The sequence below is a fragment of the Pseudonocardia sp. EC080619-01 genome, assembly GCF_001420995.1.
Lineage (GTDB): Bacteria > Actinomycetota > Actinomycetes > Mycobacteriales > Pseudonocardiaceae > Pseudonocardia.
In genome coordinates this window covers 4,592,304-4,605,301 of sequence record NZ_CP012184.1, presented here as the reverse complement: position 1 = coordinate 4,605,301, position 12,998 = coordinate 4,592,304, and the positions used below count along the sequence as shown (strand labels likewise).

Annotated in this window: 12 protein-coding genes; all 12 read right to left on the bottom strand. The window is 74.3% G+C overall.

What is annotated here, in order from left to right; genetic code table 11:
- Positions 1 to 27: 27 nt before the first annotated feature.
- The 12 genes from AD017_RS21590 to hemW all read right to left on the bottom strand — a co-directional run bounded on the left by AD017_RS21590 (position 28) and on the right by hemW (position 12,765).
- Positions 28 to 408, bottom strand: coding sequence for a hypothetical protein (locus AD017_RS21590; RefSeq protein WP_010226193.1), 381 nt, complete (start codon positions 406 to 408; stop codon positions 28 to 30).
- Between the two features lie 249 nt (positions 409 to 657).
- The gene (gene recO, locus AD017_RS21585) at positions 658 to 1,458 is read right to left on the bottom strand and encodes a DNA repair protein RecO (RefSeq protein WP_060575289.1); all 801 of its coding nucleotides are present in this window, start codon (positions 1,456 to 1,458) and stop codon (positions 658 to 660) included.
- Between the two features lie 20 nt (positions 1,459 to 1,478).
- Positions 1,479 to 2,384: a GTPase Era gene (gene era, locus AD017_RS21580; protein ID WP_010226189.1), complete on the bottom strand. Its 906-nt coding sequence runs from the start codon at positions 2,382 to 2,384 to the stop codon at positions 1,479 to 1,481.
- Positions 2,381 to 3,613, bottom strand: coding sequence for an L-2-hydroxyglutarate oxidase (gene lhgO, locus AD017_RS21575; protein WP_060575288.1), 1,233 nt, complete (start codon positions 3,611 to 3,613; stop codon positions 2,381 to 2,383). Before lhgO ends, era begins: the two co-directional genes overlap by 4 nt.
- A gap of 112 nt (positions 3,614 to 3,725) precedes the next feature.
- Positions 3,726 to 5,162: a hemolysin family protein gene (locus tag AD017_RS21570; protein WP_060575287.1), complete on the bottom strand. Its 1,437-nt coding sequence runs from the start codon at positions 5,160 to 5,162 to the stop codon at positions 3,726 to 3,728.
- Positions 5,163 to 5,211: 49 nt separating this feature from the next.
- Entirely contained in the window at positions 5,212 to 5,757 is a 546-nt protein-coding gene (gene ybeY, locus AD017_RS21565; protein ID WP_010226183.1) for an rRNA maturation RNase YbeY, read from the bottom strand.
- Positions 5,758 to 5,893: 136 nt separating this feature from the next.
- The gene (locus AD017_RS21560) at positions 5,894 to 7,009 is read right to left on the bottom strand and encodes a PhoH family protein (RefSeq protein ID WP_010226182.1); all 1,116 of its coding nucleotides are present in this window, start codon (positions 7,007 to 7,009) and stop codon (positions 5,894 to 5,896) included.
- An 88-nt stretch (positions 7,010 to 7,097) separates the two neighbouring features.
- Positions 7,098 to 8,033 (bottom strand): S9 family peptidase, encoded by a 936-nt coding sequence (locus AD017_RS21555; protein WP_238591959.1) that lies wholly within the window; start codon positions 8,031 to 8,033, stop codon positions 7,098 to 7,100.
- A gap of 400 nt (positions 8,034 to 8,433) precedes the next feature.
- Complete coding sequence (locus AD017_RS21550) at positions 8,434 to 9,189, bottom strand: 16S rRNA (uracil(1498)-N(3))-methyltransferase (RefSeq protein WP_060575286.1); 756 nt, start codon at positions 9,187 to 9,189, stop codon at positions 8,434 to 8,436.
- Between the two features lie 19 nt (positions 9,190 to 9,208).
- Positions 9,209 to 10,381, bottom strand: a complete 1,173-nt coding sequence (dnaJ, locus tag AD017_RS21545) for a molecular chaperone DnaJ (protein ID WP_010226174.1) — start codon at positions 10,379 to 10,381, stop codon at positions 9,209 to 9,211.
- Between the two features lie 73 nt (positions 10,382 to 10,454).
- On the bottom strand, positions 10,455 to 11,474 hold the full coding sequence (gene hrcA / locus AD017_RS21540) for a heat-inducible transcriptional repressor HrcA (RefSeq protein WP_010226172.1): 1,020 nt from the start codon (positions 11,472 to 11,474) through the stop codon (positions 10,455 to 10,457).
- A 103-nt stretch (positions 11,475 to 11,577) separates the two neighbouring features.
- Entirely contained in the window at positions 11,578 to 12,765 is a 1,188-nt protein-coding gene (hemW, locus tag AD017_RS21535) for a radical SAM family heme chaperone HemW (RefSeq protein WP_060575285.1), read from the bottom strand.
- Between the last annotated feature and the right edge of the window lie 233 nt (positions 12,766 to 12,998).

Sequence of the window (12,998 nt, the reverse complement as noted above, 5' to 3'; positions counted from 1 at the left end):
CGGACCGCCCGGCAGGCCCCGGGCCGCTCAGATCCGGAACTGCTCGTCGGGCTCCTCGCGCTCGGGCCAGGCGGGGACCTCCGAGTCCTCCAGGCGCTCCACCGTCTCGCGCAGGTCCCGCATCCCGCGGTGCCCGCGGACGCGGTCGGACTCGGACAGCGGGTCGGACTCGTCCGGCCGGATCACCGGCAGCATCGGGATCGCGGGCCAGGCGCCGTCGTCGGTGCGGGTGCGGACCTGGCGCATCGCGCGGGTGGGACCGTCCTGCGGGGACTCCGGCAGCACCTCGGTGCGCACCGGGATCTGCTGGGTCGGCGGGACGGGGATCCGCTGGGTCGTCGCGGGGAGCCGGCGGGTGGTGCTCTCGGCTCGTCCGTCGCCGTCCCGCGGGGTGTGGGGTCGGGTCACGACTACCTCTCCGTCGACGGGCTGGGGTCCCGTCGATCACAGGAGCGTAACGAGATCGGCGCCCGGTCGCCCACCCACGACGGGATTCACCCGGTGGAGTCGGCGGGTGCGACACGCAACGCGACCGGCGGTGGTACCGGGACACCGGCGCCGGCGGGTGGGACCGTTCGTCGGCCCGGTCCGGCCTTTCGGCGGCCCTGCCGCACAACGCATCCGACCGGACGGACGCACGACGTACCGCCTGCCGGGTCAGTCGGTTGCGGCGTCCGGGGTCTCCGGACCGGCGGGGACGGCCGGTTCCGGCTCCCGCGTGCGGGCCCGGCGGTCGACCAGCGGCAGGGATCGCAGCTGCCGTTCCAGGTGCCACTGCAGGTGCGCGGCCACCAGCCCGCTCGCCTCCCGCCGGTTCGGCGTCGCCGAGGCGTCGGCGGTCGCCCAGTCACCGTGCAGCAGGGCCTCGAGCAGGGACACGGTCTCCGTCGCCGGGGTGACCGAGCCGGGCGGGCGGCAGCGCGGGCACACCATTCCGCCCCCGGCGACGGTGAAGGCCCGGTGCGGCCCGGGCGTCGCGCACCGGGCGCACTCCGACAGCGACGGCGCCCATCCGGCGTGGCTCATCGCGCGCAGCAGGAACGCGTCGAGCACCAGCGCGGGTTCCCGGACGCCGTCGGCCAGCGCCCGCGTCGCCCCGAGCAGCAGCAGGTACACCCGCAGCGCGGGCTCGCCCTCCTCGGACACCAGCCGGTCCGCGGTCTCCAGGATCGCGCAGCCGCACGAGTACGCCGACCAGTCCGCGACGACGGCGGGCGCGAACGCGTCGACGGTCTGCGCCTGGGTGACGACGTCGAGGGTGCGGCCGGTGTAGCACTGCACGTCGACGTGGTTGAACGGCTCCAGCCGCGCCCCCCACCGGGACCGGGTGCGCCGGACGCCCTTCGCGACGACCCGGATCTTGCCCCGCTGCTTCGTCAGCATGGTGACGATCCGGTCGGCCTCGCCGAGCTTCTGCACGCGCAGCACCAGACCGGTGTCGCGGTAGAGCTGGGCCATGCGCCCAGCCTAGAGCGTGCTCAGAAGCCCAGCTTGCGCAGCTGCTTGGGATCCCGCTGCCAGTCCTCCGCGATCTTCACGTGCAGGTCCAGGTGCACCCGGGTGCCCAGCAGCTTCTCGATCTGCCGGCGGGCGTCGGTGCCGACCTGCTTGAGCCGGGCGCCGCCGCGGCCGATCACGATGCCCTTCTGGCTGGACCGCTCCACGTAGATGATCGCGTAGATCTCCAGGAGGTCCTTCTTCGCGATCGTCTCCTCGACGACGACGGCGATCGAGTGCGGGAGCTCGTCCCGCACGCCCTCCAGCGCGGCCTCCCGCACGAGCTCGGCGACGAGCACGTCCTCCGGCTCGTCGGTCAGGTCGCCGTCCGGGTAGAGCTGCGGGCCCTCCGGCAGCCGCGCGACCAGCAGGTCCGCCAGCAGCTGCACCTGGTAGCCGGACTGCGCGCTGGTCGGGACGATCTCGGCGAAGTCCATCAGCCCGGAGACCTCGGTGAGCCGCTCCGCGACCTGCTCCGGGCGGGCCAGGTCGGTCTTGGTGACGACCGCGACCACCGGCGTGTGCGTCGCGATCTTCCGCAGCTCCTCGGCGATGAACCGGTCGCCCTTGCCGACCTTCTCGTTCGCCGGGACGCAGAACCCGACGACGTCGACCTCGGCCCAGGTCTCGCGCACCAGGTCGTTCAGCCGGGACCCGAGCAGCGTGCGCGGCCGGTGCAGGCCGGGGGTGTCGACCAGGACGATCTGGGCGTCCGGGCGGTGCACGATCCCGCGGATCGTGTGCCGGGTGGTCTGTGGCCGCGACGAGGTGATCGCGACCTTCTGGCCGACCAGCGCGTTGGTCAGCGTGGACTTGCCGGCGTTGGGCCGGCCCACGAAGCAGGCGAAGCCGGAGCGGAAGGTCCCGGCGGGCTGGGGGACGGTCACGACGCGCCCAGCCTGTCCAGGATCTCGCGCCCGATCGGCAGGGCCGCCGTCGCCGCCGGGGACGGCGCGTTCAGCACGTGCAGGATCGAGCCCGCACCGCCGGTGCCGGCCGGGCCCGGCTGGTCGAGGAACAGGAAGTCGTCGACCAGGGTCCCGTCGGCCTTCACCGCCTGGGCACGGACACCGGCGCCGGCGGGATGCAGGTCCTCGGCCCGCACGTCGGGCAGCATCCGCCGGATCTGGCGGACCATCGCCTCCTTCGAGAGCGAGCGCCGGACCTCGCCGATCCCGTACCGCCAGTGCTTCTGCGCGACCTTGATCATGCCCGGGTAGGTGAGCGTGCCGAGCAGCTCCTTCGGCTTGACCGTGCCCCAGGAGTAGCCCTCGCGGGCCATGGCTAGCACGGCGTTCGGGCCGGCGTGCACGTGGCCGTCGATGCCGCGGGTCGCGTGCACCCCGAGGAACGGGAACGCCGGGTCCGGAACCGGGTAGATCAGGCCGCGGACCAGCGAGGCCGCCTGCTCGGAGAAGCCCGAGTACTCCCCGCGGAACGGCACGATCCGCACGCCCGGGTCGGCCCCGGCCAGCGTCGCGAGCTCGTCGCAGCGCAGCCCGCCGCAGACCACGACCCGCGAGCCGAGCAGGTCGCCGCGGTCGGTGCGGACGACGACGTCGGACGGCCGGCGCGCGAACCCCGTCACCGTGCGGCCCAGGTGCACCTCGCCGCCGTTCTTCTCGATCAGCTCGCCGAGCTTCTCGGCGACCGAGCGGTAGTCGCAGATGCCGGTGGAGGGCACCCACAGCGCGGCGAGCCCGCGGACGTCGGGCTCGTAGTCCCGGATCCCGTTCTCGTCGAGGCGGTGGTTCTCGACGCCGTTGGCCGCGCCGCGGCGGGCGAGCTCGTCGAGCCGCGGCAGCTCCTCGGGCTCGGTGGCGACGACGAGCTTCCCGCACACCTGGTGCGGCAGGTCGTGCTCACGGCAGAACGCGACCGTCTCCGCGCACCCGGCGACGGCGAGGCGTGCCTTGTACCCGCCGGGCGCGTAGTAGAGCCCGGAGTGGATGACGTTGGAGTTGTTGCCGGTCTGGTGGTTCGCGAGGCGGGACTCCCGCTCGACGACGGCGACCGACAGCCCGGACCGCGTCGCGGCGTAGGCGGTGGCCAGCCCGACGATCCCCCCGCCGACGACCACCAGGTCGTGCGACGGCGTCGCGGGCAGCCCCGTCACGCGGCACGCTCCACGGTCGGGGCGGACGTGCGTGCAGCCATCGGTTCCTCCTCCGGCCCGCGGGTCGCGGGTCCGTCTCCAGCTCGTCGTGCTCCCGGCGCGGGGAGCGGTGTCATGCGCGGCGTGCGGCGTCGCCGGTGTGCTCGGTCGGGTCGCCGGCGACCGGGTCGGGGACGTCGCCGTCGGGACCGCCGGTGCCGGATCCACCCGTGTCGTCGGCGTCGTCGTCCTCGGCCGGGACCAGCGGGCTGACCAGCACCGAGGTGATCCGGATGCGGCCGCGCGCGTCCTTGCCGCCCTCGCCCTCCAGCCGCAGAAGGCCCTCGACCTCGGCGGTCGCCCCCGGCAGGGGGACCTTGCCGAGCCGCTGGGCGAGCAGGCCACCGACCGTGTCGACGTCGGCCGCCTCCAGCGCCTCACGCAGCTCGTCCTCCCGCGGGGTGCCGCGGAACCGGCCGGAGAAGAGCTCCTCGAGGTCCTCGACCGGCACCCGGGCGGCGACCCGGAACGCCCCCTCGGGGAGCTCGGAGACCTCCGGGACCTCCTCGGTGTCGTACTCGTCGGTGATCTCGCCGACGATCTCCTCGAGGATGTCCTCGATCGTGACGACACCGGCCGTGCCGCCGTACTCGTCGACGACGACGGCCATGTGGTTGCGGGTGCGCTGCATCTCGCGCATCAGCTCGTCGCTGCGCTTGGAGTCCGGCACGAACGCGGCCGGTCGGATGATCTCGACCAGCGACTTCTGCGGGGCGCCGCGGAACTGCGCGTCGTCGCGGGCCCGCACCAGGTCCTTGAGGTAGGCGACGCCGATGACGTCGTCGATGCCCTCGCCGAGCACCGGGATGCGGGAGTAGCCGCTCTTCAGCGCGAGCCGCAGCACCTTGTCGACCGGGGTGTCGCGCTCGGTCCAGATCACGTCCGGGCGCGGCACCATGATCTCCCGGACCGGGGTCTCCCCCAGCTCGAACACCGAGTGGATCATCTTGCGCTCGCCCTCGTCGACGACGCCGCGGTTGCTGGCCATGTCGACCAGCTCGCGCAGCTCGACCTCGGTCGAGAACGGGCCCTCCCGGAAGCCGGGGCCCGGCGTGATCGCGTTGCCGATGAGGATCAGCAGCGACGCCAGCGGCGAGAGCACCGTGCCGAGCGCGCGGATCGGGGCGGCGAGCAGCAGCCCGATCCGGTACGGGTGCTGACGCCCGAGCGTCCGCGGGCCCACGCCGATCAGGACGTAGCTGGCCAGCACCATGATCACGCCGGTGAGCACCAGGCCGATCCACGGCGCGGAGAACAGCGGGGCCAGCGCGACCGCCAGCAGGACGACGGCGACCGTCTCGCAGGTCACCCGCAGCAGCATCAGCAGGTTGACGTGCCGCGGACGGTCGGCGACGACGGCGCTGAGCGCCCGGCCACCGGCACGCCCGGCCCGGACGACGGCGTCCACCCGGGCCCGCGAGATCGACATCAGGGCCGAGTCCGCGGCGGCGAACACCCCGGCCAGCAGTACGAGCAGGATCGTCGTGACGATCAGCCAGACGGTGGTCACTTCTCCTCCGGAGCGGCGTGATCGGGGTGCGGCGTCATGAGGGGCCGGATCACCGGCCCTGTTCGTCCTCGAAGCCGGCGGCGCCCATCAGGCGGTCGTCGCTGCGGCGCTGGGCGTCACGGGCCCGGACCTTCGCCCGGTCGTCGTTCCAGCGGACCAGCAACCGGTTCTGCAGCGCGAACATCTCGCGCTCGTCGTCCGGCTCGAGGTGGTCGTAGCCGAGCAGGTGCAGGATCCCGTGCACGGTGAGGAGGTGCAGCTCGTCGGCCAGGGTGTGCCCGGCCTTGCGGGCCTGGTCGCGGGCGAACGCCGGGCAGAGGACGACGTCGCCCAGCAGCGCGGGCCCGAGATCGGGGGCGTCCGGGCGGCGGCCGTCGTCGGCGAGCGAGTCCATCGGGAACGCCATGACGTCCGTCGGGCCCGGCTCGTCCATCCAGCGGACGTGCAGTTCCTCCATCGCGTCCAGAGCGACTGCGGTGATCGCCAGCTCAGCGGCCGGGTTCACCTTCATCGCGTCCAGCGCGTACCGGGCGACCGACACGATCTGTGCCTCGTCGATCGCGATCCCGGACTCGTTGACGACCTCGATGCTCACGCCGGCGCCGCCTCAACCCACCTGTCTCGTTCCGTCTGGTCGAGACCAGCGTAGTCGGGCGCACGAACGGGCCCGGCGGGGCCCGCTCACCGGGCCCGGAGCGACCACCGCGCGTCGGCACGACGGTCGCCGTGCGTCACCGGCGGCGGCCGCCGTGCCGGGTCGGCGGACCGTTGCGGGGCGCCCCGTTCCCACCGCCGACGGCGGCCCGGCGCTCGGAGACGGCGTCGAACCGCGCGTAGGCGTCGACGATGTCGGACACGAGCCGGTGCCGGACGACGTCGGCGCTGTCGAGGTGCGAGAAGTGCACGTCGTCGACGCCGTCGAGGATGTCCTGCACGACGGCGAGCCCGGAGCGGGAGCTGCCGGGCAGGTCGACCTGGGTGATGTCGCCGGTCACCACGATCTTCGAGCCGAAGCCGAGCCGGGTGAGGAACATCTTCATCTGCTCGGGCGTCGTGTTCTGCGCCTCGTCGAGGATGATGAACGCGTCGTTCAGGGTGCGGCCACGCATGTAGGCCAGCGGCGCGACCTCGATCGTCCCGGCGGCCATCAGCTTCGGGATGGACTCCGGGTCGATCATGTCGTGCAGCGCGTCGTAGAGCGGCCGCAGGTAGGGGTCGATCTTCTCGAACAGCGTGCCGGGCAGGTAGCCGAGCCGCTCACCCGCCTCGACGGCCGGCCGGGTCAGGATGATCCGGTTGACCTGCTTGGCCTGCAGCGCCTGGACGGCCTTCGCCATCGCGAGGTACGTCTTGCCGGTACCCGCCGGGCCGATCCCGAAGACGATCGTGTGCGAGTCGATGGCGTCGACGTAGCGCTTCTGGTTGAGCGTCTTCGGCCGGATCGTCTTCCCGCGCCGGGACAGGATGTCGAGGCTGAGGACCTCGGCCGGGGACTCGCCGATCCGGTCGCGCGTGGGGGCCTCCGCGTCGGACAGCATCGACACGGTGCGCCGCACGGTGTCGGCGCCGACCAGCTGGCCACGCTCGGCGAGCGTGATGAGCTCGGCGAAGACCCGCTCGGCGAACGCGACGTCGGCCGGTTCCCCGGAGAGGGTCAGCTCGTTGCCGCGCACGTGGACGTCGGCGACCAGCTCCTCCTCCGCGGCACGCAGGCTCTCGTCGCGGGAACCGAGGAGTGCGAGCAGGGCGGTGTCCGGCACGGCCATCCTCGACCGGACGGTCCCGCCCTGATCGGTGTCGGACCGCAGGTCGGTCCGGGATGCGGGGCCGGGTTCGGTGCCGGTCAAGAGTGCGATCGCCTGCCTCGGGAGTCGGTGTGCCTGAGCGCCCGCCGATGGTACCCGCCGGGCACCGTCCGTCACCCGCGGATTCCGGCTATCCGGCCAGGCCCTCCAGCGCCCGCAGCGCGGCCGTCCATGCCGGGTGCGCGACGTCGATGAGCTGCAGGTGGTCGGCCCCGTCGACCCGCACGAGCTCGGCCCGGTCCCCAGCCGCCGTCGCCGCCTCGACGAACCGTTCGCTCTGCGCGATCGGCACCACCTCGTCGGCGGTGCCGTGCACGCAGACCGTCGGCACCCCCAGCGGCAACGCCTCCGCCGGGCTCGTGGCCCGGTACCGCGCCGGGTCGCTCGCCGGGGTGGCCGCCACGAGATCGGCGACGGCGCCGCCGTCGGCCCCGCTCCGCCGGGCCGTCGCCAGGTCCAGCACGCCGGCCTGGGAGATCACGCCGGCCGGCCGGACGACGGGTGCCGCACCCGGTTCCCCCGGTACCAGCCGGGCCCGCATCGCCAGCCAGGCCGCGAGATGACCACCGGCGGAGTGCCCCAGGACGAACACCCGCCGCAGGTCGATCCGGGTGCTCCCGACCTCCGCGAGCCGGTCCGTGGCGAGCGCGACGTCGTCGAACGTGGAGGGCCACCCACCGCCGCCACCGACCCGCCGGTACTCGATGTTCCAGGTGACGAACCCGGCCGCGACCAGCGCCGACGCGATCGGCCGCATCAGCGAGAGGTCGGTCCCGGTGCGCCAGAAACCGCCGTGCACGACGACGACGGTCGCCCGTGGCAACCCGCGGGTCCGCGGGAAGGTGAGCTCCCCGAACTGGTCCGGCTGCCCGCCGTAGGCGATCCGCTCGGGCGCGGGCGCGGCGGTCGTCGGCGCGGCGGAGCCGCCCCCGCCACGGTCCCCGCCGCCGCCACCGTCGCCGCTGTCACCACCGCACGCGGCGAGCAGCGGGGACGCGAGGACGCCACCGACGAGGAGCCCGAAGTCACGACGACCGATCCGTCGGCTGTGGTCCGCATCACGCACGGTGCGGATCATGGCAGGTGATCGGGACGAGGACGAGTGGAACGGCGGGCGTAGCGGCTCGGCCGGGCGTAGCGGCTCGGCCGGGCGTAGCGGCTCGGCCGGGCGTAGCGGCTCGGGCGGGCGTAGGAGCGCAGCCGTCGGCAGGAGCGCAGGCGACGAGGCGCCGAGCAACGCCGTGCCCTTCTCCGGAATCGCTGCCTGAGGAAGCGATCTCGCGGGAGGACCACCCCGATCCCGTCGGGACACCGGCCCCGGGACTCGACCCACGCCACCGCCCAGAGCACGGCCCGAGGACCGAAGCCGGACTCCGAGATCGCTTCCCAGGGAAGCGATCTCGCAGAAGTCCTCCCCGGGGCCTCGCCGGGAGCCCCTCGGGGGCGCCCCGGGCGGTGACACCCGCTCAGCCGCTCCAGCGCCCGGTCCGGACCGCCAGCGCGCCGAGCGCGACGCAGGCGGCGGTCGAGGCGCGCAGCACCTCGGGGCCCATCCGGACCGGGACGGCGCCGGCGTCGGCGAGCAGGGCGAGCTCGTGGTCGTCCACCCCGCCCTCGGGGCCGACGGCCAGCAGGACCTCCCCCGCGTCGGGCAGGGGGACGTCGGCGAGGCCGGTGCCGGCGGACTCGTGCAGCACCAGCGCCACGTCGGCGTCGGCGACCCGCCGGGCCAGCTGCCGGGTCGTGACGGGGTCGCCCACCTCGGGCTGCCAGGGCCGCCGGGCCTGTTTGGCGGCCTCCCGCACCGTCGACCGCCAGCGTGCCAGTGCCTTCGCGCCGCGCGGGCCGTCGTCCCAGCGTGCGACGCAGCGCGACGCCCTCCACGGCAGGATCCCGTCGGCGCCGGCCTCGGTCGCGGTCTCGACGGCCAGCTCGCCGCGGTCGCCCTTCACGAGCGCCTGCGCGACGACGACCCGGACCGCGGGCGGCGGGGTCCGCAGCGTCTCCAGGACGCGCAGCGAGAGCGCGTCCTTCCCCTCGGGGGCGACGACCTCGGCGTGCGCGAGGCCCCCGCGGCCGTCGGACAGCACCAGTGCCTCGCCGGGGCGGAGCCGGCGCACCGTCGCGGCGTGCCGGCCCTCCGGCCCGTCCAGCAGCGTCCTGCCGCCGGGCCCGGGGAGGGCGCCGACGTCGTCGACCAGGAACAGCGGCGCCGTGGTCACCGGTCGCCGGCCCGCACCGTCAGCGTCCCCAGGTGTCGCGGAGCCGCGAGAAGAGCCCGTGCCCGTTGCGGGCGCCCCCGACGAGGTCGGGCTGCTCCTCGCCGCGCAGCTTCGCGAGCTGGCGGAGGAGGTCGGTCTGCTCCTTGTCCAGGCGGGCCGGGACCGCGACCTCGACGTGCACGAGCAGGTCACCGTGGCCGTCGACCCGTCCGGTGGACCGCAGCCGGGGCATCCCCTTGCCGCGGAGCGTGCGGATCGTGCCGTGCTGGGTGCCCGCCTCGATGTCGAGCTCCTGCACGACGCCGTCGAGCAGGGTCAGCGGCAGCGTCGTGCCGAGCGCGGCGGCCGTCATCGGCAGCGGCAGCGTGCAGTGGAGGTCCGAACCGTCGCGGGTGAAGATCTCGTGCGGCGCCTCCTCCACCTCGACGTAGAGGTCACCGGCCGGGCCGCCGCCGGCACCGATCTCGCCCTGGCCCGCGAGCCGGACCCGCATGCCCTCGGCGACGCCCGCCGGGATCTTGACCGCCACGGTGCGCCGCGAGCGGACCCGGCCGTCGCCGGAGCACTGCCGGCAGGGGTCGGGGATCACCTCGCCGAACCCGCGGCAGGTCGGGCACGGGCGCGCCGTGACGACCTGCCCCAGGAACGACCGCTGGACGCTCTGGATCTCACCGGACCCGCCGCAGGTGTCGCAGGCGGTCGGGTGGGTGCCCTCCGCGCAGCCGGAGCCCTGGCACAGGGTGCACAGGACAGCGGTGTCGACGGTCAGGTCGCGCTGGATGCCCGCGGCGCAGTCCTCGAGCGTCAGCTCCATCCGGATCAGGGCGTCGGCGCCGGGCTGCACCCGGCTGCGCGGTCCCCGCCCGCGTCCGCCGGCGGCCGAACCGCCGAAGAACGCGTCCATGATGTCGCTGAAGCCGCCGAATCCGGCGAACGGGTCGCCCCCGCCCGCGCCGCCACCGGCGCCACCGCGTGGGTCGAGCGGGTCACCGCCGAGGTCGACGATCCGTCGCTTCTCCGGGTCGGTCAGGACCTCGTAGGCCGTGCTGACCTCCCGGAACCGCTCCTGCGCCGCCGCGTCCGGGTTGACGTCGGGGTGCAGCTCGCGGGCGAGCTTCCGGTACGCCCGCTTGATCTCCGAGGCGTCGGCGCCGTGCTCGACGCCCAGGATCCCGTAGTAGTCGCGTGCCACCTGGTGTCTCGTCCTCTGGGTTTCTTCGACGCACCACTGCCGTGGTGCCGATGGTCATTGCGGGCGCAGCTCTTCAGCGCCCCGTCAGGATGTCACCCACGTACCGCGCGACCGCATGCACCGCCGAGATGGTGCCGGGGTAGTCCATCCGGGTCGGTCCGACGACGCCCATGCCCCCCAGCGGTGTCCCCGCCCCGTACCCGACGGTGACGACCGACGCCGTGCGGAGGTCCTCGGCCTCGTTCTCCTCGCCGATCCGCACCGTGACCAGGCCGGAGTCCTGCGAGGCAGCGAGCAGCCGCATGACCACGACCTGCTCCTCCAGCGCCTCCAGCACCTGGCGCAGCGATCCGGGGAAGTCGGCGTTGCTGCGGGTGAGGTTCGCGGTTCCCCCGAGCACCATGCGCTCCTCGGGGTGCTCGACCAGGGTCTCGATGAGCACCGTCGCCACCTGGGTGAGTGTCATGCGCAGGTCGTCCGGGCCCGTGTCGGGCAGCTCGGCGACGGCGGCCGAGGCCTCGGCGAGCTTCCGCCCGCCCAGCGCGTTGCCCAGGATCTCCCGCAGCCGGGCGACGTCGGCCTCGGCGAGCACGTCGCCGAGATCAACCACCCGCTGGTCGACCCGCCCGGTGTCGGTGATCAGCACCAGCATCAGGCGGGCCGGGGTGAGCTGGACGACCTCGAGGTGCCGCACCGTCGACCGGGTGAGCGTCGGGTACTGGACGACGGCGACCTGCCGGGTCAGCTGCGCGAGCAGCCGGACCGACCGGCGCAGGACGTCGTCGAGGTCGACGGCCCCGTCCAGGAACGTCTGCACGGCCCGCCGCTCGGCCGTCGACAGCGGCTTGACCTGCGAGATGCGGTCCACGAACTGGCGGTAGCCCTTGTCCGTCGGGATCCGCCCGGCGCTCGTGTGCGGCTGCGCGATCAGCCCGTCCTCCTCGAGGACGGCCATGTCGTTGCGCACGGTGGCGCTCGACACACCGAGGTTGTGCCGGTCGACGATCGCCTTGGAACCGACCGGTTCCTGCGTCGACACGTAGTCGGCGACGATGGCCCGCAACACGGCGAACCGCCGCTCGTCGGCGTTCATCTCCTCGCACCTCCCCCGGCGCATCCCGCTCACCCGGTGTACCTCGTCCAGTCTAGGCGCCGCCACGACGCCCCGGCCGGACCCGCGACCGGCCGGGGCGGTCTCAGACCCGGACCGGGCCCTCCTCGGCGAGCAGCAGGTCGGTCACGACCCGGTCGGCCAGCAGGCGTCCCCGGTCGGTGAGGACGGCCCGTCCGGCGTCGTGCGCGGCCGGTTCCAGCAGCCCGTCACCGGCGGCGCGGGACGCGGCGGCCCGTCCGCCGTCGTCGAGCAGGCCGAGCGGCATGCCCTCGGCCAGCCGCAGCCGCAGCATGACGCTCTCGGTGTGCCGCTCGGCAGGGGTCAGCTCCTCGCGGCCGGCCTCCGGGACCGCGCCGTCGGCGAGCAGCCCGGCCCAGCGTGCCGGGTGCTTGACGTTCCACCAGCGGGTCCCGGCCAGGTGCGAGTGCGCGCCGGGGCCGACGCCCCACCAGTCGCCGTCGCGCCAGTAGCCCAGGTTGTGCCGGCACTCGGCGCCGGGCAGTGACCAGTTCGACACCTCGTACCAGCGCAGGCCCGCGTCCCGCAGCCGCGCGTCGAGCAGCTCGTAGCGGGTGGCGGCGACGTCGTCGTCCGGGGCGGGCAGCTCGCCGCGGCGGACCCGGCGGGCGAGCGCGGTGCCGTCCTCGACGATCAGCGCGTAGGCCGAGACGTGGTCGACGCCCGCCTCGAGGACGGCGTCGGCCGAGCGTCGCAGGTCGTCGTCCGTCTCGCCGGGGGTCGCGTAGATCAGGTCCAGGTTGACGTGCCCGAACCCCGCGGCCCGGGCCTCCCGTGCCGCATCGACGGCACGGCCGGGGGTGTGCGTGCGGTCCAGGACGGCGAGCACGTGCCGGGCCGCCGACTGCATCCCCAGCGAGACGCGGGTGTAGCCGCCGTCGCGGATCCCGGCGAAGAACTCCGGCGACGTCGACTCGGGGTTCGACTCGGTGGTGACCTCGCAGCCCGGTGCCACCCGGAACTCCGACCGGATCGCCGCCATGACCGCGGACAACCGGTCCGCGCCGAGCAGCGAGGGCGTGCCGCCGCCGACGAACACCGTCTCCACCGTGCGGTCGCCGACGGTCCGGGCGGCCAGTGCGATCTCCCGCCGGGCCGCCTCCAGCCAGCCCTCCGGCGACGACGCGTCACCCGCCAGCTCGGAGGCGGTGTAGGTGTTGAAGTCGCAGTAGCCGCAGCGGGTCGCGCAGAAGGGCACGTGGACGTAGATCCCGAAGGGCGGCGCGGCGGTCACGTCCGACGAGTGTGCCACCCGTTCCCGCCCGGCCCCGGGTGTGACCCCACTCCCAGGATGCGGACGCGTCGTTGGCCGCGGTCCGGACACCGTGCGATGCTGGTCGACGTGCACGCGCTCCGTCTCCGCCTCGTGGCCCGCCGCCACGTGGACCTGAACCGGACCCGCAGCGCGCTCTGTCGCCGTCCCTCCTGACGGCCTGCCACCTCTCTCCCCGGGCCGCGTTCCGCCCTGTCCCGGGCCGGAGTGCG